The 21659-nt window shown below is 45.5% G+C and carries 18 protein-coding genes; 11 read left to right on the top strand and 7 right to left on the bottom strand.

Features of this window, described 5'->3' with window-relative positions:
* Positions 1-177: 177 nt before the first annotated feature.
* Together VL525_RS17055 and VL525_RS17050 are read right to left on the bottom strand one after the other, a co-directional pair.
* Positions 178-1254 (bottom strand): agmatine deiminase family protein, encoded by a 1077-nt coding sequence (locus VL525_RS17055; RefSeq protein ID WP_325388244.1) that lies wholly within the window; start codon positions 1252-1254, stop codon positions 178-180.
* Complete coding sequence (locus VL525_RS17050; RefSeq protein WP_325388243.1) at positions 1244-2113, bottom strand: carbon-nitrogen hydrolase; 870 nt, start codon at positions 2111-2113, stop codon at positions 1244-1246. The genes VL525_RS17055 and VL525_RS17050 overlap by 11 nt, the downstream gene beginning before the upstream one ends.
* 179 nt (positions 2114-2292) lie before the next feature.
* Here VL525_RS17050 and VL525_RS17045 point away from each other — a divergent pair, with 179 nt between their 5' ends.
* From VL525_RS17045 to VL525_RS17030, 4 genes are all read left to right on the top strand, one after another.
* The gene (locus VL525_RS17045) at positions 2293-3255 is read left to right on the top strand and encodes a lysylphosphatidylglycerol synthase transmembrane domain-containing protein (protein WP_325388242.1); all 963 of its coding nucleotides are present in this window, start codon (positions 2293-2295) and stop codon (positions 3253-3255) included.
* Positions 3256-3324: 69 nt separating this feature from the next.
* On the top strand, positions 3325-5100 hold the full coding sequence (locus VL525_RS17040; RefSeq protein ID WP_325388241.1) for an aromatic amino acid hydroxylase: 1776 nt from the start codon (positions 3325-3327) through the stop codon (positions 5098-5100).
* 23 nt (positions 5101-5123) lie between these two features.
* Positions 5124-5828, top strand: a complete 705-nt coding sequence (locus VL525_RS17035) for an SDR family oxidoreductase (protein ID WP_325388240.1) — start codon at positions 5124-5126, stop codon at positions 5826-5828.
* Positions 5829-5899: 71 nt separating this feature from the next.
* Entirely contained in the window at positions 5900-7324 is a 1425-nt protein-coding gene (locus VL525_RS17030; RefSeq protein WP_325388239.1) for a PAS domain-containing protein, read from the top strand.
* A 12-nt stretch (positions 7325-7336) separates the two neighbouring features.
* Here the strand turns inward: VL525_RS17030 and VL525_RS17025 are convergent, their stop codons facing one another.
* Together VL525_RS17025 and VL525_RS17020 are read right to left on the bottom strand one after the other, a co-directional pair.
* Positions 7337-7645, bottom strand: coding sequence for a hypothetical protein (locus VL525_RS17025; protein ID WP_325388238.1), 309 nt, complete (start codon positions 7643-7645; stop codon positions 7337-7339).
* A 103-nt stretch (positions 7646-7748) separates the two neighbouring features.
* Entirely contained in the window at positions 7749-8087 is a 339-nt protein-coding gene (locus VL525_RS17020; protein WP_325388237.1) for a single-stranded DNA-binding protein, read from the bottom strand.
* A 149-nt stretch (positions 8088-8236) separates the two neighbouring features.
* Here VL525_RS17020 and VL525_RS17015 point away from each other — a divergent pair, with 149 nt between their 5' ends.
* Positions 8237-8602: a hypothetical protein gene (locus tag VL525_RS17015; RefSeq protein ID WP_325388236.1), complete on the top strand. Its 366-nt coding sequence runs from the start codon at positions 8237-8239 to the stop codon at positions 8600-8602.
* 6 nt (positions 8603-8608) lie between these two features.
* On the opposite strand, the gene VL525_RS17010 is transcribed toward VL525_RS17015, so the two are convergent.
* Positions 8609-9805 carry a cation:proton antiporter gene (locus VL525_RS17010; RefSeq protein ID WP_325388235.1) on the bottom strand — a complete coding sequence of 399 codons (1197 nt, stop codon included), beginning with the start codon at positions 9803-9805 and terminating at the stop codon, positions 8609-8611.
* A 226-nt stretch (positions 9806-10031) separates the two neighbouring features.
* Here VL525_RS17010 and namA point away from each other — a divergent pair, with 226 nt between their 5' ends.
* The 6 genes from namA (at position 10032) to VL525_RS16980 (ending at position 17516) form a co-directional block, all read left to right on the top strand.
* Positions 10032-11099, top strand: coding sequence for an NADPH dehydrogenase NamA (namA, locus tag VL525_RS17005; protein ID WP_325388234.1), 1068 nt, complete (start codon positions 10032-10034; stop codon positions 11097-11099).
* A 111-nt stretch (positions 11100-11210) separates the two neighbouring features.
* Positions 11211-11630, top strand: a complete 420-nt coding sequence (locus VL525_RS17000) for an OsmC family protein (protein WP_325388233.1) — start codon at positions 11211-11213, stop codon at positions 11628-11630.
* Positions 11631-12230: 600 nt separating this feature from the next.
* Positions 12231-12629: a BlaI/MecI/CopY family transcriptional regulator gene (locus VL525_RS16995; RefSeq protein ID WP_325388232.1), complete on the top strand. Its 399-nt coding sequence runs from the start codon at positions 12231-12233 to the stop codon at positions 12627-12629.
* A gap of 24 nt (positions 12630-12653) precedes the next feature.
* Positions 12654-14651 carry a M56 family metallopeptidase gene (locus VL525_RS16990; protein WP_325388231.1) on the top strand — a complete coding sequence of 666 codons (1998 nt, stop codon included), beginning with the start codon at positions 12654-12656 and terminating at the stop codon, positions 14649-14651.
* Positions 14652-14789: 138 nt separating this feature from the next.
* Positions 14790-16169 carry a pitrilysin family protein gene (locus VL525_RS16985; protein ID WP_325388230.1) on the top strand — a complete coding sequence of 460 codons (1380 nt, stop codon included), beginning with the start codon at positions 14790-14792 and terminating at the stop codon, positions 16167-16169.
* Positions 16170-16184: 15 nt separating this feature from the next.
* The gene (locus VL525_RS16980) at positions 16185-17516 is read left to right on the top strand and encodes a pitrilysin family protein (protein WP_325388229.1); all 1332 of its coding nucleotides are present in this window, start codon (positions 16185-16187) and stop codon (positions 17514-17516) included.
* 29 nt (positions 17517-17545) lie between these two features.
* Here VL525_RS16980 and VL525_RS16975 read toward each other — a convergent pair whose 3' ends face one another.
* Positions 17546-19816: a tetratricopeptide repeat-containing sensor histidine kinase gene (locus tag VL525_RS16975; protein WP_325388228.1), complete on the bottom strand. Its 2271-nt coding sequence runs from the start codon at positions 19814-19816 to the stop codon at positions 17546-17548.
* 213 nt (positions 19817-20029) lie between these two features.
* Positions 20030-21487 carry a glycine--tRNA ligase gene (locus tag VL525_RS16970; protein ID WP_325388227.1) on the bottom strand — a complete coding sequence of 486 codons (1458 nt, stop codon included), beginning with the start codon at positions 21485-21487 and terminating at the stop codon, positions 20030-20032.
* Positions 21488-21659: the final 172 nt, after the last annotated feature.

Here is a 21659-nt window from a genome sequence, read left to right as displayed (position 1 = left end):
TTTAAGTTTTAAATCTTACTCAAAACTACGGCACTATTAAAGCAGCGGCAATGATATGTAGGCGATGTGTGTTAAGAAATCGGTAAGAAATAGTAAACAGTCGGTGAAAAAACTGAAAGCAAAAAGACCAAAGCTGAAAGCTTTAGTACAGATAGCTTTAGACTTTCAACTTTTAGCTTACACTTCCGGTTCCTGTTGACTTAAACAATGGAAACTACCCAAGCCCCAGATAATATCCGTCGAGTCGATGCCGATAACCTTTCTATCGGAAAAGCATTTGGACAGTATATCTAATGCCCGGTCGTCGTTTTTAGAGCGATAGGTAGGCACAATAACCGCCGCATTGGCGATGTAGAAGTTAGCATACGAAGCCGGCAGGCGCTGACCGTCGTAAAAAACAGGATCAGGCATCGGCAGTTCGACGATATTGAGCTGTTTGCCATTAAGCAGGCGCATGGTTTTCAGCGTTTCCAGGTTTTCCTGAAGGATTTGATAATTTTCGTCAGCCTTGTTTTCCTCAATAACGGTAACGACGGTATCCTCATTCACAAAGCGGGTGATATCATCAATATGGCCGTCAGTATCGTCGCCTATGATGCCATCGCCAAGCCACAGCACTTGTTCAACGCCATAGTAGTTTTGCAGGTAAGCCTCGATTTGTTGCTGATTTAAATGCGGGTTGCGGTTTTTGTTGAGCAGGCAGGCCGTAGTGGTTAAAACGGTGCCTTTTCCGTTAAAATCAACCGATCCACCTTCCATTACGATACCAGGGTGGTAAACAGGCAGACCGAAATGTTGTGCAATCCTTGTCGGTATAACGTCATCCAGATCGTATGGGGGGTATTTGTCGCCCCAGGCGTTATAACCCCAGTCGATAATGGCCTTTTGTTTTGTTTCCGGATTGATCAAAAACGCAGGCCCATGGTCGCGGCACCAGGCGTCGTTGGTGGGAAAGTTGAAAAATTCGATTTTAGTGAGATCGGCGCCTGCGGCAGATAATTGCTCTTTTGCAAAGGCCATCATCGTGTCACCGGCAACGTTTATGCGTACCAATTCGCCTTTGGCAACCTCTTTTACAAATTCAGCATAGCGACTATAGATCATGCCGATCTTTCCCGGCCACGACTCCTCCTTGTGCGGCCAGCTAAGCCAGGTGGCGGTATGCGGCGCCCATTCGGCGGGGAAAAAGAAGCCTTTTGCCTTCGGCAAGTCCGAAAGTCCGGAAGTCGGCAAGTCCGAAAGATTATTCTTCATCTATCAAACGTTTTGTAATGGGCTGATATGAATCTATCCTCCTATCTCTCAAGAACGGCCAGTGTGTGCGGTAATGGTCGGTTTTGCCCAGGTCGATCTCCTGCACAATAACTTCTTCATCTGTATGCGAAGCCTGGTAAAGCACACTGCCGAATGGATTTGATATAAATGATCCACCCCAAAATTTTAGCTCTTCTTCCTGCCCAACACGGTTCACGCTTACCACGTGTACGCCGTTGGCTACCGCGTGCGAACGCTGTATGGTTTGCCAGGCGTTGTATTGTTCCATATTGGTAGCGTCATCCTGGCTGGTGGCCCAACCGATAGCGGTTGGGTAAAACAGTATTTCGGCACCCATCAGCGCGGTTATCCTGGCAGCTTCGGGGTACCACTGGTCCCAGCAAATGAGCACACCAATGGTGGCGAATTTGGTTTTGAAAATCTTATAACCCAGGTCACCGGGAGTAAAGTAGAACTTCTCGTAAAAACCAGGGTCATCTGGTATGTGCATTTTGCGGTATTTGCCAAGGTATGCGCCATCGGCATCTATCACCGCGGTAGTATTGTGATAAAGGCCCTGTGCGCGCTTTTCAAATAGGGATGCTATGATAACGACATTTAATTCTTTAGCTACTTTGGATAGCTCGCCGGTTGACGGGCCGGGAATGGCTTCGGCAAGCTTAAAGTTGTCGTAATTCTCCACATCGCAGAAATACAGCGAGGTAAAAAGCTCCTGCAAACAAACTATCTGAGCGCCTTTTTCCGCCGCTTCGCGAACCTTAACAATTGCCTTATCCAGGTTTTGCTGCTTGTCCGCCGTGCACGACATCTGCACCAAACCAACCTTAACTTTTGCCATACCCTTAAAATTTGCGCAAAGTTAGTTATTTTGATTACACCGATTAAGCCCGATCACATTGATTTATAATGTTCATCAAAATTTAACATACAGCAGACAAGTTCAGATCGGAGGTAAAATAATCGGTGTAATCATTATATAATGATGTGTGAAATCAAAATCTTACTTTTGCAGCCGAAATGACTGAAATAGAAGAGATAGTCGAAGATAATCCGAATCCGCGCACGTGGAAGCACAAGGTTTGGAACGTTACCAAGTTGATTTTAAAACTCGCAGTCACTTCAGCCTTGCTATACTATGTATTCAGTAAGCAGCCAATCAGTGAAATAAAAGACAGGTTGTTTCATGCCAACTACTGGTGGATGCTTGCTGCGTTGGTTATGTACTTTTTCTCGATGGTAGCCTCTGCATGGCGATTAATGAGCTTTTTTAAATCCATTAACCTCAGGCTGGATACACGTTTCAATTTTCGCTTGTACTTACTCGGTATTTTTTACAACTTGTTACTGCCTGGTGGTATAGGAGGAGATGGTTACAAAATATATCTTTTGCATAAAACCTATAAATTGCCTGCAAAACGTGTGTTTTGGGCCATAGCATTCGACCGGTTAAGTGGTTTGTGGGCCATTGGTTTGATCGTTGTTACGCTTACCATATTCATCCCACAGATACAGGAACAGATACACCTGGCTATCCCAATGGCAGCTTTTCTGCTTGGGTCGGTTATTTATTATGTTGTTGTAAAAATATTTTTCAAAGATTTTACCAGGCATTTTTTTAAAGGACACGCCAAAGCTGTAATTGTTCAGTCGTTACAGGTACTTACCATCCTTTGTGTGCTTATGGGGCAGGATTTTCACGGAAAATTCGCGCCTTACCTGTTATCCTTTTTGATCTCGGCATTGGCAGCGGTGGTACCCATTACCTTTGGAGGTGCGGGCGCACGCGAAGCTATTTTTGCACGTCTTTCGCCTATATTCCACATGAATGTAGGCCTGGCTGTTTTCCTGAGCGTGTCCTTTTACCTTACCTCGCTTATCGTAGCCATGCTTGGTCTTTATTATGTATTACGACCGAAACGATTGGAAGAAGGCCTGCCTTCCATCGGTGTTAATGAAGGCGGCAATGTTGAAAACAGCTAGCGGCATAATCACATACCTTTACAACCAAATCCCTACCTTTACGTTCTCTCAATAAACCAACTGAACGTAATGAGCCGTTTTAATGATTTTAATAACCCGCAGGTGGCGGCGCTGCCCTCTCATTTAAAACAATTTATAGTCGACCAGCACTACGAACACTATACGCCTATCGATCATGCCGTGTGGCGCTACGTGATGCGGCAGAACTACAGTTATCTTAAAGACGTCGCCTATTACCCTTATATACCGGGTTTGCTAAAGGCCGGACTGACCATCGAAAAGATACCAAGTTTACAGGAGATGAATGACGCTCTTGGCAAAATAGGCTGGGGTGCTGTTACGGTGGATGGCTTTATCCCTCCGGCTGCGTTTATGGAATACCAGGCTTACCGGGTTTTGGTGATTGCGGCCGACATACGCCAGTTAAAACATATTGAATATACCCCGGCGCCCGACATCATCCACGAATCTGCCGGGCATGCACCTATCATTGCCGATAAAGATTACCACGAATACCTGAGCTATTTTGGATCGATAGGGGCGAAGGCCATGTTTTCGGCGCAGGATTTTGACCTGTACGAGGCTATCAGGTCGTTATCTATTTTGAAAGAAATGCCGGATGCCGACCCGGAAGAAATAAAAAAAGCTGAGGAACTATTGGCTTACCGCCAGGAAAATATGGGCGAGCCATCCGAAATGGCCCTGTTAAGCCGCTTGCATTGGTGGACGGTTGAATACGGACTGATCGGAAACCTGGAAAACCCGAAAATATATGGTGCCGGGCTGCTTTCGTCGATAGGCGAGAGCTCGACCTGCATGAAAAGTGATGTTAAAAAATTGTGGTATAACAAATATGCGGTTAACTATCCTTATGATATCACCAAGCCGCAACCGCAGCTATTTGTTACCGATACCTTTCAAAATCTCATTGATGTTTTGGAGGAATTTGCCAATACAATGGCCTTTAGGGTGGGTGGATCTTATGGTTTACAAAAAGCTGTCGAGAGTAAAAACACCTGCACGGCGGTTTATAGTTCAGGTTTGCAGATTTCGGGTGTGTTTTCAGAATTTAATAAACACAATGGTGAACCTTCTTTTATCAGAACCGCAGGGCCAACCATATTGTGTTATCAGAATAAACAACTGAAAGGGCACGGAAAAGATCATCATCGGGATGGCTTTAGTTCACCTGTCGGGAAATTGAAAGGGCAGTTGATGCCGCTGGAAGATATGAAGCCGGTGGATCTGGCCGCAACCGGTGTTGAAACCGGAAAAAACGCTGAGCTTGAGTTTGAAAATGGTATCAGCGTTAACGGCGTAGTGAAAAATATATTGGAAAGAGACGGTAAAATATTGGTGATCACTTTTGCCGATTGCACGGTAACTAACAAGGAAGGAAAAGTGTTATTCGAGCCTTCATGGGGAGTTTATGATATGGCCGTCGGCGAAAAAATAACTTCGGTTTTTTGTGGCGCGGCAGATAAAGAGGCGTTCGAGGAGATCGCACCCAAATCGAATACCGCCACGCATCATGTGCAGTACGACCCACGCACGATAGAACTACACAAGCTATACCAACAGGTACGCAACCGCCGGCATAGTGGCGGCGATTACGGTTTTTTAGGGAACGTGTGGATGATGCTGCAAAAAAATCATCATGATGACTGGCTTTGTGCACTCGAAATACTGGAAATACTGGATCATGAGAATACAGAACCGTTAGTGGCTGTAGAAATTAAGGCCTTTCTGAAAGAAAAAATTGTCAAACAACCCGAGCTGACCAAACTGATAAACGATGGGCTTTACCTGATAAAGCACCCGGTTGAACAGAAACTGGTGGTCTGAGAAATTTAATATCTTAGCGTACTATGAACATCATTATAACAGGTGCGAGCAGTGGAGTGGGTTTCGAGGCAGTTTTGGAGTTGATATTATCCAATCGGCATAAAGTAATAGCGCTTGCCCGGTCAGAGGACAAACTGGGAAGGCTGGCTGAGATAGCGCAAGGTTTAAACCCGGACTGCGCCCTTTTCCCGATAGCATTTGATATTGTACATGACGATTATGCCGGGCTTTTGCAGTTTATTGCGAGCCGTTTTGACAATAGGGTGGATGTCCTGATCAACAATGCAGGGCAGCTGATCAATAAGCCATTTACCGACCTGGAAGAAAGCGACTTTGTAGAAATGCTGCAAAGCAATTATATCGGCCATGTGCGCATCATCCAGAGTTTGCTACCCCTGATGCAGGCCAATTCGCACATTGTGAACATAGGCAGCATGGGTGGTTACCAGGGTAGCTCAAAATTCCCCGGCTTGGCCGCTTATTCGGCAAGTAAAGCCGCATTGCATACGTTAACCGAATGCCTTGCGCAGGAGTTAACCGACAGGCAAATAAAAGTGAATTGCCTTGCGCTTGGCTCGGCGCAAACTGAGATGCTCGAAAAAGCATTTCCGGGCTACCAATCACCTGTTTTGGCTTTCGAAATGGGTAAATATATAGCTGATTTTGCGTTGACGGGCCATAAGTTTTACAACGGTAAAATTTTACCCGTAGCCTCCGCCACACCCTGAATTTATATATTATTTTCATTGCATAATAGGTAATTTATTATTGTACATTTACTAATAATAAATAGCTTGCGATGGACAACCGCCTTGCTTTCTTATTAAACCATTCAGATGATATATTTTTCGTAGCTGATACCAAGGGGAATATTATTTATACTAATGCTTCCTGGTCGCACTTTACGGAATATAGCGGGGAGGAGTGTGTTGGGAAGAATCTTTCTGATCTCTCTCACCCCGAGGACAGGATCAAACTTGCCGAGCTGTTTCAAAGTATTATCACCCTTCAAAATATTGAAGGATTTATTTCCCGGCTTGAAACGAAAAATGGAAATTTTTTAACGGTCAACTGGTCTGCCTGCTACGATAAAACAGAGCAGCTTATTTATGCATCGGGTATTTACCGCGACGAAGACCTGAATATCCGCAACCCCTACAATATTTCGGATAAAATGCAGCATGTGCTTGCAAACCTTACCGAAGGATTTTTTATGCTTGATAAGCATTGGCGTATCAACGCTTTTAATCCTGCGTTCCAAAAACTGGTGAAGCTGTCCGGTAATGAGCTTTACGGAGCCGATTTCCGTATGATAGATCAGCTGACTACGACAGAGGAGGTAATTCCGCAGTTTGAAATCGCCTTTCAAACTAATACGCCCCAACAGCTTCAATATTACGATAAGCATTGCAAGGGCTGGCTGCGGCTAAACATTTACCCCTATAAAGGCGAACTGATAGTTTTTATAAGGGACATTAGCCACATTAAAATAGAACAACTTATCCTCGAACTGGAGAAAAAGGTACTCCAGCTTAATTTTATGGCTGAATATCCGCTTTCGAAAATAGCTGAGAAGCTGCTGGTGGGTATCGAAAGCATCTTTCCTGAAATGTATTGTTCAATATTGGAAGTGGACCGTGAACAGGAGAAAGTTTATCACCTTGCCGCGCCGCGCCTACCGCTGGAATATTGTAACGCTGTTAATGGTACGCGGATTGGCCCTAAGGCGGGCTCGTGCGGAACCGCTGCCTACCACCGGGAACAGGTTGTGGTTAGCGACATTGCCAATAGCCCCTTGTGGGAAGATTATAAACAATACATTTTGCCCCACGGACTTAAGGCATGCTGGTCGACACCCGTTATCAGCCCAAAGGGGACGCAGGTGCTGGCTACGTTCGCCATTTATTACGATACAGAGCGTGAGCCTGGTAAGGATGAGTTGCGCATGATAGACCGGACCATCAATATCTTGCGCGCACTTATCGAAAGTAAGAGGAACGAGGAACATACCGCCGAACAGACAAGGCGCTTGCAGGATATAGCCGCCATTAGTTCGCATAATATACGCCGGCCCGTAGCAACCATTATGGGCCTGGTTAACCTGTTTGACCGGAAGAAACTGGATAACCCGCTAAACAGGGATATCATCAATCATTTAGAAACCACTGCGGTTGAGCTGGACGATGTGATCCATATTATTGTCGAAAAGACGATAAATGTTTAGAGGAACCCCCAATTATTTTTTAAGGAAAAGGAGTACAATAGCCAGCGTAGCACCTACTTGCCCGATCCAGAAAATAAACATCCATTTGATCGTATCTGCTTTTGACTCACTGATCTCTTTACGGACAATCCCCATCTCTCGTTGAAGGTCATCCTTTACAAGATAAAGATCATCTTTTGTAGCTAATGCTTTGATGGTTGCTTCCACAGATCGTTCTGTTTTACTATCGATGTATTTAAACATCGCCTCGGTAGTATCGCTGCCTAATTTATCGGTCAGCAGTTTATACAGCCTGGCGGTTTCCCGTGCTTCTAAGTGCATAACAAATATAGTGAATAAGGTTTATGTTTTCAATTGATCAAAGTGGCCCCGGCCAATGCCGGGAACCGCTTCTTTTTGATGATGGTTTAGGTTTGGAATTTTTTTAGTTCTTGTTATTCATTTTCAGAAAATCGTTTACAACCACTTCGGTCATATACTTTTTATTGCCGTCCTTGTCCACGTAACTCCTGCTGGAAAGCTTGCCTTCAATGGATATCATGTCACCTTTTTTAAGGTATTGCTCGGCCAGGTTTGCCTGCCCGTTCCACATTACCAGGTTGTGCCATTGCGTGTCGGTTATTTTTTCGCCTTTGTCGTTCTTGTAAGTCTCGGTTGTAGCGATGGATATTTTCGCCAGTTTGCGGTTGTTGTCAAAGCTTTTTACTTCGGGGTCCATGCCCAGGTTACCTACCAGGCGTACGCTGTTTCTTAATGAGTTCATGATCTTTTAAACTTTATTTTTTCTTTCCGTTTGGTTGAACAAAGGTGCATCGTCCCGAAAAAATTACCCGGTTATTAACCGCTTATAGTCGACAATTTCCGTTTGCAACCGTTTGCAAATGGATAAGATATCAATTAACTTTACAAAATATGAGCGAAGAAAGATATTGCCTCGATTGCGGCGAAGTTTTACATGGCCGCGCCGATAAGAAATTCTGCAATGACCAATGCCGGAATAATTATAACAACCAGCTGAACAGCAGCAGTTACAACCTGGTACGGAATATCAATAATATCCTGAAACGTAACCGCCGGGTTATGGAGGAGCTGAACCCGGGCGGCAAGACAAAAACAACCCGCCAAAAGATGGCCGCAAAAGGGTTCGATTTTGAATATCATACCCGTACCTATCATACGCATAATGGCAAAACCTATCATTTTTGTTATGAATATGGTTACCTGCCTTTAGATGGTGATGAGGTTTTGTTGGTGAAACGCGAAGAGAAGATGGATTAGATGAAGTTATACCCCCTCATTTTCGGCTTCCCGGGCCTTTTTGCCGGATAATAGCAACCCGAGGCTCATGATGATGCTTGTACCCAGTATCACCACAAAAAGCAACCCTGTTTCAATACCTTTTATCCGGAGCGTTTTTGGTAGATTATAGTACAAAAGTACGCTGATAAGGCCACGCGGTATCAATACCAATTCGGGCATCAGGTCGATCCGGGAAACAAATTTGATGTAGAAGAACCTGATGATATAGATAGCCAGCAAAATGGCGCCACCGGTTGCCAGTATGGTCCAGTTTTCCAACTGGTAAATGTCCATCGAAAAACCAAACATCACAAAAAAGAAGGTCCGCATCAGGAAAGCGCTTTCGGCAGAAAGCTGTAATAATTGTTTAAGATCAAAAGCATAACCCGGATACAGAAAATTCTTTCGGAACCAGGGGAATCTTATTTGGCCGGCATTATTGAGGAAAAGTCCGAACGATAATACGATGATAAGCGCCGAAAGATGATAGGTTTGACCTATTGAATAAACCAGTATAATGAGGGAAATGATGAGGAAGAATTTAATATGGTGCGTAATACGGCCTATGAGGTATAAAAGCAAGACACACGACGAAGCAGCAAACAAAATAATGATAATAAGTTCGATGCCTAACCCGCTGAAAGCCTTAATATCGAAACTCGTATTACTGACGGCGAAGTTGAACAGCACGATAGCCAGGATATCGGAAAAAGACGATTCGTAAATAATAAACTCCCGCTTTTGCTTGCTGATACCCGAAGAGGAAGGTATGGCTATGGCTGAACTAACCACGCAAAACGGTATAGCGTTAAGAAAACAAAGGTAGATATCGCGCCCGCTAAGGTAATAGATGATGCTGGTAACAGATGCGCAGGTGACCAGTAAAATAATCAGCGCAGAAAGAAAAGTCTTTTTGATGATACGGTTCTTTTCCGGCGTGTACTTTAGTTCGAGTGAACCTTCAAAGACGATGAGGATCAACCCGAGGGTACCAAGCGCGGGTAATATCGGCGTAAAATCATAGGTCCTGAAACCAAAATAGTTAACTGCCTGCCTGATGGTTATACCCAAAAACAGCAGCAGCAATACCGAGGGTAACTTAATTTTACCCGCAATTAGATCGAACAGGTACGAAAAAATTACCAGTCCGCTTAAAATGATCAATGTGGTGTACGTGGTCAAATCGAATCGGTAATTTAAGGACCATAGCCCAATGTCTAAATTAAGCTTTTTATGTTAACCCTATATAAAGAACGCCGCATACCTGCTTAAGTCCGCGCCTCCCGAACTAACACCCGGACCCTATTAATGTTTAACCAGCTTACAATTTAGCAACGCATACAGTATTTGACAAAATTATGAAGACCGCTTCCCTGCTAACTCCCATATTTGCCGAAAATAAATTGTAATGGCTCATCTATTTTCACCACTCACTATAAAAAGTATCGAATTTAAGAACCGTGTTGTTGTTTCGCCTATGTGCGAATACTCCAGTACCGATGGTTTCGCAAACGACTGGCACCTGGTACATTTAGGCGCATTTGCTGTAGGCGGAGCATCTTTAGTGATCACCGAAGCAACGGCGGTATCGCCCGAAGGGCGAATCAGTCCCGGCGACCTGGGCATCTGGAAAGATGAACATATTGAAAAGCTACGGCAGATAACGTCCTTTATTCATGAACATGGCAGCGTGGCCGGTGTACAATTGGCACACGCCGGTCGCAAGGCAAGTCATGATATTCCATGGCAGGGCGGCAAGCAAATACCATCCGGTAAGCCCAATGGCTGGAAATCAGTAGGTCCGAGCGCCATTCCATTTACAGAAAATGAAGAAGCGCCGCTGGAATTAGACAAAGCCGGTATTGAACGGGTAAAAGCAGATTTTAAGGCTGCTGCAGGTCGTGCATTAAAAGCAGGCTTTAAAGTGATAGAGATACATGGCGCGCATGGCTATTTGATCCACGAGTTTTATTCGCCAATAAGTAATAACCGAACCGATGAATATGGCGGATCATTCGAAAACCGCATAAGATTATTGATCGAAGTGATCGGTTCAGTACAGGAAGTATGGCCGGCCGATTTGCCGCTGTTTGTACGCATATCTTCTACCGACTGGACTGAAGGCGGATGGACTGCGGATGACTCCGTTGCGCTGGCTAAAATATTAAAAGAAAAGGGCGTCGACCTGGTGGACTGTTCGTCAGGAGGAAACATGGCTGCAGCTAAAATACCGCTGAAACCCGGCTACCAGGTTGAGTTTGCCGAAAAAGTGAAGAAGGAAACGGATATCCTAACAGGTGCGGTGGGCCTGGTAACCACTGCGCCGCAAGCCGATGCGATCATCCAAACAGGGCAGGCAGATATGGTGTTATTAGCGAGGGAAATGCTCCGCGATCCGCATTTTGCCTTACGGGCGGCGCATGAACTTGGCCGTGAAATAAAATGGCCGGTGCAATACGAACGGGCCAAATGGTAGGCATCACCATAAACCCCTCTCGGGTAAGGAGGGGGCTTAAATAAGGTTTAAAATTTAAACAAGCCTTAATATAAATTAATTAATTTCGGTCAATCTTTAAAACAACAAACTATGAAACGTACAGCAAAAGCACATTGGAACGGCACTTTACAAGAAGGAAAAGGTGAAATAACCACGCAAAGCACCATTTTGAATAATACACAGTACTCGTTTAAAACCCGTTTTGCCGACGGTGTTGGTACTAACCCTGAAGAACTGGTAGCGGCTGCGCATGCCGGATGCTTTACTATGGCCGTTGGCGCAGCTTTAACCCAGGCCGGTTTTACCCCCGGAGATTTGAATACAGAAGCAGTGCTGGACCTGGATTTGCAGGCATTGGTTATTAATGGCATACACCTGTCGCTCGTAGGTTCAGTGATCGACGGCGTTTCTGAAGAAAAATTCAAAGAAATTGCAGAAGGCGCAAAAGCCAATTGTATCGTGTCGAAAGCATTGAGTGTGCCTATTACGCTGGATATTCAATACAGTTAATAGCAAAATAATTATGATAGAAGCGCACTGTTCATCGCAGTGCGCTTTTTTATTGGACCTCGTTAAAGGTATACCTACCTGGTAATTTATACCCGCGGTAGTGCCAGCGATCACATCGACAGTAACACCGGTTATCATCTGCGCCTGGTCCGACACGAGGAAAACCGAAGTATTGGCAATATCGGGCATCAGCGGATTATTGAGGTGAAAGGTAAACAGTGTACACCGCCGGATTGAAATCAGGCGTTACAAAATTGACCGAGGCTACGCCTCTTGTCCATGTTTAAAGCCATCGGCTCGTAATATCCTGAAGCGCCGGGTTTAGTTTGGTTAAAGCCTTTGCTATCATCCCTGTTCCGTCGGCTGAAGCCAACGGCAATGAAGAGATAAAATTCATTGCCGTCCCATTTATGGGACGGATAGATCAAAAACAAATTAATGGCTTTAGCCAAACAATTAAATAGGCAGGTATACTATCTGTTCGCTATTTGCGACGGGTAGGGTAAATTTTTCGCCCTCATTTCCAATGATATAGGAATAATTTCGTACGAAATCTGGTGTACCTATTGTTTCGTACGAAAAGTTTCCTACCTTTGAATTATGAAACCGGAACAAGAAGATCAAAACCGTAAACAGGAGCCTACCAAAGCCGAACTGGAAATTCTGAATGTGTTGTGGGAGTACGGCCCGTCGACCGTTCGTTTTGTAAATGATAAACTGAACGAACAGCGCGATGTTAATTATACATCAACCTTAAAACTGATGCAAATAATGGCCGATAAAGGCAGCCTGAAGCGCGACGAGAGCCAGATGAAGCATATTTATCATGTGGCCGAGGAGGAGCAAAAAACCAAGAGCCTGTTGCTTGACAAGTTTGTTGATTCGGTTTACCAGGGCTCGGCCGGTAACCTGGTAATGCAGCTGCTGGGAAATAAAAAGGCATCTAAAGAAGATATGGCCAGTATCAGGGAGATACTGGATAAACTGGAAAAGAAATAGTATTTCATTAAAAGATCGAAGCTTATGACACTTACTTTGATTGATACCAGCATACCCGATCAGTTGATCGGCGCGCTTTGTAATACTTTGATACACTCGCTTTGGCAGGGTGTTCTGCTGGCCGCAATGGCCGGGTTGATCGTTATATGGACCCGGAAGGCCAGCTCGGCATTGCGCTATAACTTGCTGATAGCGACCTTGTCGCTTTTTGCTGTTGCAATAGCCGTCACTTTTACCTGGCAATATAAAAAGGCTGAAAATGCAGGGGCAGCAACAGTAATAGGATCCGGAGTTGCACCGCAAATTCAATTAGCCGCCCCGGTTGTGTATGCCGGACTGCCGGCAGCTAAATCGGCACAGGATATAAGCCTTGCCGACCGGTTTAATAATTATTTGAATACCCATCATGATACGATCATTTCGATCTGGTTCCTCATCGTGTGCATGCGGTGCCTGCAACTAAGCTTTGGTTTGTATGGCACTTACAGGTTAAAACGTGTTAATGTGGCTACAGTTAAGGATGATTGGATGCAGCGTGTAATGCAGCTTGCTGCCGCACTTGGTATCAGCCAAAGCATTACACTGCTCGAGTCGGGCCTGGCTAAAGTGCCCATGGTTATCGGTAACCTGAAACCGGTAATACTGGTCCCGATAGGGTTACTGGCCGCACTATCGGCGGAAGAAGTGGAGGCCATTTTGATACACGAACTGGCGCACATTAAGCGCCGCGACTACCTGGTGAATGTTTTGCAGAGCCTGGTGGAGATCGTATTCTTCTTCAACCCGGCGGTGCTTTGGGTTTCCGAACTGATCAAAACAGAGCGTGAGAATTGCTGCGATGACCTTGCGCTGGCGCAAAACAATAATAAAGTTAATTATATCAGGGCGCTTGTTTCGTGCGAGGAATATCAAACATCCTTACCTGCGTATGCTATGGCCTTCCCGGGCGGCAGAAGTACCCTATTGGACAGGGTAAAACGCCTGGCCAGTAACCGGAACCATTCGCTCAACACGTTCGAAAAGACAATGCTGGCAGTATGCCTGGTGGTATTGGGATTGGGCGTGTCGGCATTTACGGCCCGCGAGCATATTGAAAAAGCACTCAAGTCTGTGGCTGCGGTTATTCATCATGAGCCTGTTGCATCAAAGGATAAGGTGGCTAAAACGGATACCACGAAAAAGAAACTGGCGGCACAGGCGAATGATGCAAATGTATTACGGAAACAGTTGCAGTTGGGTCATCCGGATACGCTCAATTTGAACCGGAGTGACGCGTTGAACCTGGTTAACCATAACCTGGACAGCTTACTCAAATTGAACGGTAATTCCCTGCATTTGCAGGAGAACGGTGGCAATGCAGCATTGATCCTCTCTCAACTGGGAAAGCAGGATACGCTCCGGTTGGCAGAGCTATTGAAAAATAACGCTCACGCACAGCTATTGGTCCTGGCAAAACCCGATACCAATTTATTGAAGAATCTGAGGGCGCTCAATCCGCAGTCGTACGACCAGATGCATGCCATCGGCCGGGAGCTTTACCGCGAACACCTGATAACCGATACCAATCATTTAAGCATCAGTTTGAATGAACACGAACTGATCGTTAACAGTGTGAAGATGCCGCAGCAGGTATATGAAAGGATAAACACTAAGTTTGGCCGCAAGAGCAGGTCGGGTAGTAATGGCAGCAACTATGCCAGCGCCTATTCCAGTTCATCGACAGGTTATGGCGTAAATTATTCGACAGATTCGGGCAGTTACGGGGACAAGTCAAAAAATTATCAGCGCGAAAACGAAGAACGGCAAAAGTATTGGGCCGGACAACAGAAAAAGATCATAGCCGACCTGCTGAGGGATGGCCTGATTAGTGACGCAAAGAACATGTCATTCTCTATAAACGATAAGGAATTTATCGTGGATGGCAAAAGGCAAAGCGACGAAGTGTACAACACGTATAAGAAAAAATACATGCCCGGTAAAACAGCCGACGGCTGGAGCTGGAGCTATTCACATCACGAGTAAGCCAGGCTGAATTACCCGATATCGAAATAATCAAACGCGCCCTTTTACAGGGGCGTTTTTGTTAAATTGTGTTATTCGCATATTGTTTTGGTAACATAAGCAATATATTTATAGTCTTATTGCAAAAACCATTCTTTTATGACATTCAAATTTGTACGACTTTTACTTTTAAGCTGTGCCGTGTCCTTGTTCGCTTTCCAGTCGGAGGCACAACTGCGGCTGCCCGAAGGATATTTTTGGAAGAAGCTTCCGAACGGCCTCGAGGTATTGGTGATAGAGAACAGCAAGGTGCCGCTGGCAACCATTGAAATAGCGGTAAAGAACGGCGCCTATACCGAAGGGCCCGAATTCAGCGGGCTTTCGCACCTGTTCGAGCACATGTTTTTTAAGGCGAATAAGGATTACCCCAACCAGGAAGCCTTCCTGAAGCGTACCCAGCAACTGGGCGCCATCTGGAACGGTACTACCGACGTGGAGCGCGTAAATTACTTTTTCACCTTTGACAGGGACAGCCTTAAAGCCGGTTTAAAGTTTATGAATGCGGCTATCCGCTTCCCTATATACCGCGAGGAGGATATGAAGAAGGAGCGCCCGGTGGTTGACGGCGAGTTTCAACGCGCCGAGAGCGACCCGGGTTTCCAGCTTTGGTACGAAGTGCAGAAGCATTTGTGGGGCGACCTGATCACCCGTAAGAATCCTATCGGTATCCACGAGGTGATCAATACGGCCACGCCGGAAAAGATGATGATCATCAAGAATAAATACTATTTCCCCAATAATAGTTTATTGACCATTTGCGGCGATGTAAAGCATGAACAAGCCTTTGCACTGGCCGAAAGCATCTTTGGCGATTGGGCAAGCAGCGGTTTCGACCCATTGCAGAAATACCCGATCCCGCCTTTTAAACCGCTGGACAAGAGCGAGTTTTTTGTGAAGGAAATGGCGATAGCGCAAACTCCGGATATGCAGTTTTCGTGGCAGGGGCCATCTTATTTGACCGACTCGGCCTCAACTGTAGCAGCAGATGTTTTTTCGACCATCATGGGTTTAAATTCATCTAAATTCCAGCAGGCACTGGTGGACAAGGGTCTGGCTACCAATGCATCGTTCGGTTACACAACATGCAAATATGTTGGGCCGATAGACATATTCGTAAATCCAAACCCTAATAAATTGAAGGAATGCTACGCCGAATTGATGAACCAGATCAGCCAGTTTGCAAAACCTGATTACTTTACCGATGAACAGCTGAAGGATGCCAAAGCGATCATGATACGCAACAGCGTTCACCGCAAGGAAAAACCTTCGACGCTGGCCAGCCAGGCAAGTTACCAGTGGTGCAGCACATCGCTTAATTACTATACCGACCTGGACAGTAACTACCAGAAGGTGACGCGTGAGGATATCATCAGGTACATTAACAAGTATATAACAGGCAAACCAATGGTTGCAGGGCTGATCATAAACCCCGAACTGAATAAGCAGCTAAACGCAGGTACATTTTTCGCAGCCCAATAAACAAACCGCATTACCATGACAAAGAAAATATTCCTATTAGCCGCTGCCGCCATGTTAAGCTTGCAGCTGGCCAAAGCCCAATCGGATAAGGGTTACGATATGACGATAGACGGCGTGAAAGTAATCGTTCAGCCAAGCGGAAATGATATCGTCGAGATACAGACCATTATCAAAGGCGGCGTACAAAACTATCCCGCCGACAAAGCCGGTATCGAATCGCTGGCGCTAAATGCCCTAACCGAGTGCGGTACCCTTAAACACGATAAAAACAGCTTCAAAAATGCGCTGGACAAAGTAAATGCATCGGTTTACGGACTGTGCGGAAAGGATTACTCTGTTATCCGGATGAATTGCATCAAGATGGATTTTGACGATGTATGGCCCCTGTATGCCGAAGCGATAACCATCCCCAAATTTGATGCGAAAGAGTTTGCCCGTATCCGCCAGGATGCCGTGAACAACCTGAAGGAACAGGACAGCCAGCCGGATGCCGCCATAAACAAGTATGCCGATAAGGTTGCCTTTGCCGGCCGCGATTATGCCAAAGATCCATACGGTACTGTACCGGTAATAGAGAAACTAACGCCCGAAGAAACCAGGGCATATTACCAGTCTATCCTGACACGTTCGAGAATGACGATCGTTGTCGTTTCAAGTCTTGACAGGCCGGTTATTGAACAGAAAATTGGCCAGTTGCTTGCAGGCATTAAACAGGGCGCACCTTTCCATTTAAAAAAAGATTTTTTCAGGGCCTATAAGAACTCTATTGCGATTGAGCCGCGTGAACTGGCTACCAATTATGTTGAGGGAACCACCAGCGGCCCATCCCCAGGTATGGACGACTATAATGCCTTTAATGTAGCTATGCGCATATTTGCCAACAGGCATTTTTTGTATATCCGCACCAAGAACGGATTATCCTATGCGCCGCAATCATGGTTTACCGGCGGCAGTACCGCCGTTGCCAGGTTTGCGGTATCAACCACACAGCCTGATAAATACATCGAAGTATTCAGCAAACTGGTAGATACCATCAAGCAAACCGGCTTTACCAAAGATGAGGTAGAAGATATGAAAGTAACCTACCTGACAGGCTTTTATTACCGCCAGGAAACAAACCAGGCCCAGGCGGCGTCCATAGCTGCTAACGAGGTTTTGTTTGACAACTGGCGCAGGGCTATCACCTTAGTTAGCGATGTGAAGAAATTGACGGTGACCCAGGTAAACGATGCTTTCCGTAAATATATCGGCAACATTGTTTGGGTTTACCAGGGCGACCCTAAAAAGGTTACGGCGCAAGCTTATATCAACGGGTTAAACCGTGGTGATGCAGGAGCGGGCCAGTAAAATCATTGATAATAACCGGGAGGAAGGAGTTACGAAGCTAAAGCGACTTCTTCCTCTTCTTTTATGACGCTCATGGTCATGGGCAGGGTGAAGAAGAATTCGGTGCCGTTGCCCGGCACGCTTTCTACCCAAATTTTGCCGTTGCATTTTTCGATAAGGTCCTTACAGAATAACAGGCCCATACCGGTGCCCGATTCATTATTGGTGCCCGTACCGCTATCTACCTTGCTCCTGAACAGTTTATTCAACTGCTTTTCTGACATACCCACACCGGTATCTTTTACCGATAGCAGGATAAAATTGTCCTCGCGGTGATAAGCGGTAACCTGGATGGTGTCATCCTTCCTGGAGAATTTGATAGCGTTGGTTATCAGGTTGCGTATAACAATGCGTATGGAGTTCGGGTCGGCAGTTACTGCCAGCGCCCCGGGTACGCTATCTACCAGTTTTATGCCTTTCTCGGCAGCCTGTTCCTGGTAGTTTTGTACCTCGAAGGCTGCTATTTCCTTTAGCGTAAAGCTTTTTGTCGAACTGTTGAAGTTTTCCATCTGGCTGTTGATCCAGAATAGCAGGGTATCCAAAAAGTCGGAGGTGTACTCCAGTTTTTTCAATGCCTGTGGTATCATGCTCAAAAACTGCTCGTGCGTAATGCTTTCATCCTCAAGCAAGCCAAATAAACCCCTGAGCGTGCTTAACGGCGCCCTAAGGTCGTGTGCCAGTACGGATATTAACCGGTCCTTCAAGTTGTTCGATTCGTTCAGCTTATAGGTCTGGTTATTAAGGTCGGCCTGCTGCTTCAATACTTCATGGTTCTTATCTTCCAGTATGGTATTGATATTTTGTTGTTTGCGTTTGGCTTTGTAATAAACGATCAGCACGGCGATCATACCCAATATGATAATAAAGAAAATAATACTCAGCAAACCCTGTCTTTGTATCTTTTCCTGGTATTGCTCGTCCTTACGCTGGTGCTCTTCGGCAAGGCGCCGTTGTTTTTCCTGGAAGGTGGATTCGAGGTTAAACGACGTTAGCTTCTGCACATTTTCGTCACTTTTCAGGCTATCTTTCAGATCGTCATATTCCTTCCGTATTTCAAATGCTTCCCGGAATCTATTCATGCCCGCTAACGCCGAACTCAACTGCAGGGCAGCGTTCGCACGCAGTGAAATATTTCCGAGCTTTTCAGATACGTCCTTTGCAACTACGGCATACTTATAAGCGTTTTTGTAATCCTTTTGGAGATTGTATACCATTGCAAAGCCATTCAGCGATACAGTTTTATCATAATCAAGCTTGTAATCCGTGGCTATCTTCAAAGATTTAGCCATGTAATCGAGGGAAGTAACGAAATCTTTTTTGTTAGCGTAGCATAAACCCAGGTCACGGTACAGACCCGCAAGCCCGTCCTTGTCATCCAGGTCTATCGTCAATTTCAGCGATTTACGGATATAAGGGATAGCTTCGTCATATTTTTTTTCGAGCATCAGTATTTCAGCTATGTTCTGGTAGCCGGTACTCATACCCTGTAAGTTTTTAGAATTTTGCCATATAATTAACGCCCTTTTATAATACTCCATGGATTTGGGGTAGATCTCCATCCCTTTCATGATCTCGCCTATATTGTTATAGTTGGATGCTGATGAAAATGTATCATGAAGTTTAATGTTAATAGCCAGCGACTTAAAATAATTATCAAGCGCCGATGATGATTTGCCAATATTATCGGCCACCATGCCTATATTGTGATAGCTGTCGGCTATACCGGCCTCATTTTTGATCTGCCTGTTAATTTCAAGCGATTTGTTAAGATAGCCGGATGCCCTATTAAAGTTAGACATGCGGTTATACAAACGGCCCGTATGTATATAGCAATCGGCGAGGCGCGCTTTGTCTTTTACTTTGATAAAAAGCAGTTCGGCCCCTTTAAAATTTTGCTCGGCTTTGGCGTACTCGCCTTTCATGGTATAAACTTTGCCTAACTGCATCATGCCATCGCCAATGCCACAGTTATATCTTATTACTATCGATTTATCAATAGCCAGTTTGCCATAGTAAAGGGTGCTGTCAGGGTTGATATCGATAAATTCAGCTGCAAGCCTGTTTATCCTGTTAATAGTCAGGGTATCAATTGGCGTATCCTTGTTCGTCAGCGAAGTTGCAAGCAGGATTTTCAGGCTGTCTACCCGGTAGCTTGCCATTCCATAGGCCGAGCTATTGGTGTACGAGCCTTCATATGGTCCCTTAGCGAAACCGGCCAGGGCTATAAGCAGTAGAATAAATAAAGTTAGATAACGCTTCAAATTCCGTTTTTTTTAGTTAATCACAGCTTCCGGCTGTCTCGCAACGCCCATTTCACAAATGAGTTTCGCAACAAGGTATTAATCAATTATTTGTTTAAACTCAAACTTTATACGTAACACTAAGGTGTTGGGTTATAGTGAATTATGGATAACATAAAAAAGCCCGCCTGCTGAAAGCAAACGGGCTGATTTATAATGAGTTATTTTTGTTGTTTACAATACATTCTTCCAGCTTACCAAATCGCCGATGATCTTATCCAGGTCAGCTGAATTTACACGTTCCTGCTGCATGGTGTCGCGGTAGCGTATGGTCACAGTGTTGTCCTCCAGCGTCTGGTGGTCCACCGTAATACAGAAAGGCGTACCTATGGCATCCTGCCTGCGGTAACGTTTACCTATGGCATCCTTCTCTTCGTATTGCAGGTTAAAATCCACCTTCAGTTTATCCATTATTTCCCTGGCCTTCTCAGGTAAACCATCTTTCTTGGTTAGCGGGAATATGGCTGCCTTTACCGGAGCCAGGCAGGGGTGAAGCCGCAATACCACACGGCTATCTGCGCGTTCTTCTGTGCTCAGGTCCTCTTCCTCGTAAGCATTTATCATCGTCAGCAGGAACAGGCGGTCCAGGCCTATCGAGGTTTCAATTACATAAGGTACATAGTTCTGATTGATCTCCGGGTCGAAATACTGCAGCTTTTTACCCGAATATTTCTGGTGCTGGCTCAGGTCGAAGTCGGTACGGCTGTGTATGCCTTCCACTTCTTTAAAGCCAAACGGGAAATCAAATTCAATATCGAAAGCGGCATCGGCGTAATGCGCCAGCTTGGTATGTTCGTGAAAGCGATATTTTTCGGGCGATGTTCCCAATGCCAAATGCCATTTCAGGCGGGTTTGCTTCCAATGCTCAAACCATTCTTTTTGCGTGCCGGGGCGAACGAAGAACTGCATCTCCATCTGTTCAAACTCGCGCATGCGGATGATGAACTGCCGGGCGATAACCTCGTTACGGAAAGCCTTACCAATTTGCGCTATGCCGAAAGGTATTTTCATGCGGCCCGACTTCTGTACGTTCAGGTAGTTCACAAATATACCCTGCGCCGTTTCCGGACGAAGATATACCACATCCGATTCTTCGGCCACGGCGCCCATCTGCGTGCTGAACATCAGGTTAAACTGGCGCACGTCTGTCCAATTGGCGGTACCGCTTACCGGGCATTTAATGTTATGTTCGATGATCAGTTCGCGCAGCCTCGGCAGGTCCTCGGCTTTCAGCGCGTTATCCATTTCTAATTGCAGTTCCTCTGCAAGGTCGGTTTTGCCTTCACTGTCATATAACGCTATCCTGTCTTCCAGAAGCTGGTCGGCACGGTAACGTTTTTTTGAATCTTTATTGTCGATCATCGGGTCGGCAAAGCCAGCCACATGGCCGCTGGCCTCCCATACTTTAGGGTGCATAAATATGGCGGCATCCAACCCCACAATGTTCTCGTTCATCTGCACCATAGCCTTCCACCAGTAGGTTTTCAGGTTATTCTTCAGTTCGGCGCCGTTCTGGCCGTAATCGTACACGGCACTCAGGCCGTCATATATTTCGCTGGACTGGAATACAAAGCCATATTCCTTGGCGTGTGATATTACGTTCTTGAAAAGTTCGTCGGGGTAATTGCTCATAACAGCGCAAAGATAGTTTTTAGTTTTAAGTGCGAAAATCCGCAAGCCGGAAAGTCCGGAAGTAATATTGGTGCTATTTTAGGCAACAACTAACAAACAGTGTCATTACAAGGAGTGAAACGACGTGGCAACCTCGTCATGTGCCCCGCACGCAATCTGTCTGAATCAGAAT

This window comes from Mucilaginibacter sp., from assembly GCF_035492695.1.
Classification (GTDB): domain Bacteria; phylum Bacteroidota; class Bacteroidia; order Sphingobacteriales; family Sphingobacteriaceae; genus Mucilaginibacter.
The sequence above is the reverse complement of the archived record's forward strand: the minus strand, read 5'-3'. Positions and strand labels throughout refer to the sequence as shown.

Coding starts and splice junctions, on each gene's coding strand:
- VL525_RS16970 (WP_325388227.1), bottom strand. CDS start 21,487: ATGAGCAATTACCCCGACGAACTTTTCAAGAACGTAATATCACACGCC.
- VL525_RS16995 (WP_325388232.1), top strand. CDS start 12,231: ATGAAACCGGAACAAGAAGATCAAAACCGTAAACAGGAGCCTACCAAA.
- VL525_RS17025 (WP_325388238.1), bottom strand. CDS start 7,645: ATGCACTTAGAAGCACGGGAAACCGCCAGGCTGTATAAACTGCTGACC.
- VL525_RS17030 (WP_325388239.1), top strand. CDS start 5,900: ATGGACAACCGCCTTGCTTTCTTATTAAACCATTCAGATGATATATTT.
- VL525_RS17055 (WP_325388244.1), bottom strand. CDS start 1,254: ATGAAGAATAATCTTTCGGACTTGCCGACTTCCGGACTTTCGGACTTG.
- VL525_RS17050 (WP_325388243.1), bottom strand. CDS start 2,113: ATGGCAAAAGTTAAGGTTGGTTTGGTGCAGATGTCGTGCACGGCGGAC.
- VL525_RS17020 (WP_325388237.1), bottom strand. CDS start 8,087: ATGAACTCATTAAGAAACAGCGTACGCCTGGTAGGTAACCTGGGCATG.
- VL525_RS17015 (WP_325388236.1), top strand. CDS start 8,237: ATGAGCGAAGAAAGATATTGCCTCGATTGCGGCGAAGTTTTACATGGC.
- VL525_RS17045 (WP_325388242.1), top strand. CDS start 2,293: ATGACTGAAATAGAAGAGATAGTCGAAGATAATCCGAATCCGCGCACG.
- VL525_RS16980 (WP_325388229.1), top strand. CDS start 16,185: ATGACAAAGAAAATATTCCTATTAGCCGCTGCCGCCATGTTAAGCTTG.
- VL525_RS17035 (WP_325388240.1), top strand. CDS start 5,124: ATGAACATCATTATAACAGGTGCGAGCAGTGGAGTGGGTTTCGAGGCA.
- VL525_RS17040 (WP_325388241.1), top strand. CDS start 3,325: ATGAGCCGTTTTAATGATTTTAATAACCCGCAGGTGGCGGCGCTGCCC.
- VL525_RS16990 (WP_325388231.1), top strand. CDS start 12,654: ATGACACTTACTTTGATTGATACCAGCATACCCGATCAGTTGATCGGC.
- VL525_RS16985 (WP_325388230.1), top strand. CDS start 14,790: ATGACATTCAAATTTGTACGACTTTTACTTTTAAGCTGTGCCGTGTCC.
- VL525_RS17000 (WP_325388233.1), top strand. CDS start 11,211: ATGAAACGTACAGCAAAAGCACATTGGAACGGCACTTTACAAGAAGGA.
- namA (WP_325388234.1), top strand. CDS start 10,032: ATGGCTCATCTATTTTCACCACTCACTATAAAAAGTATCGAATTTAAG.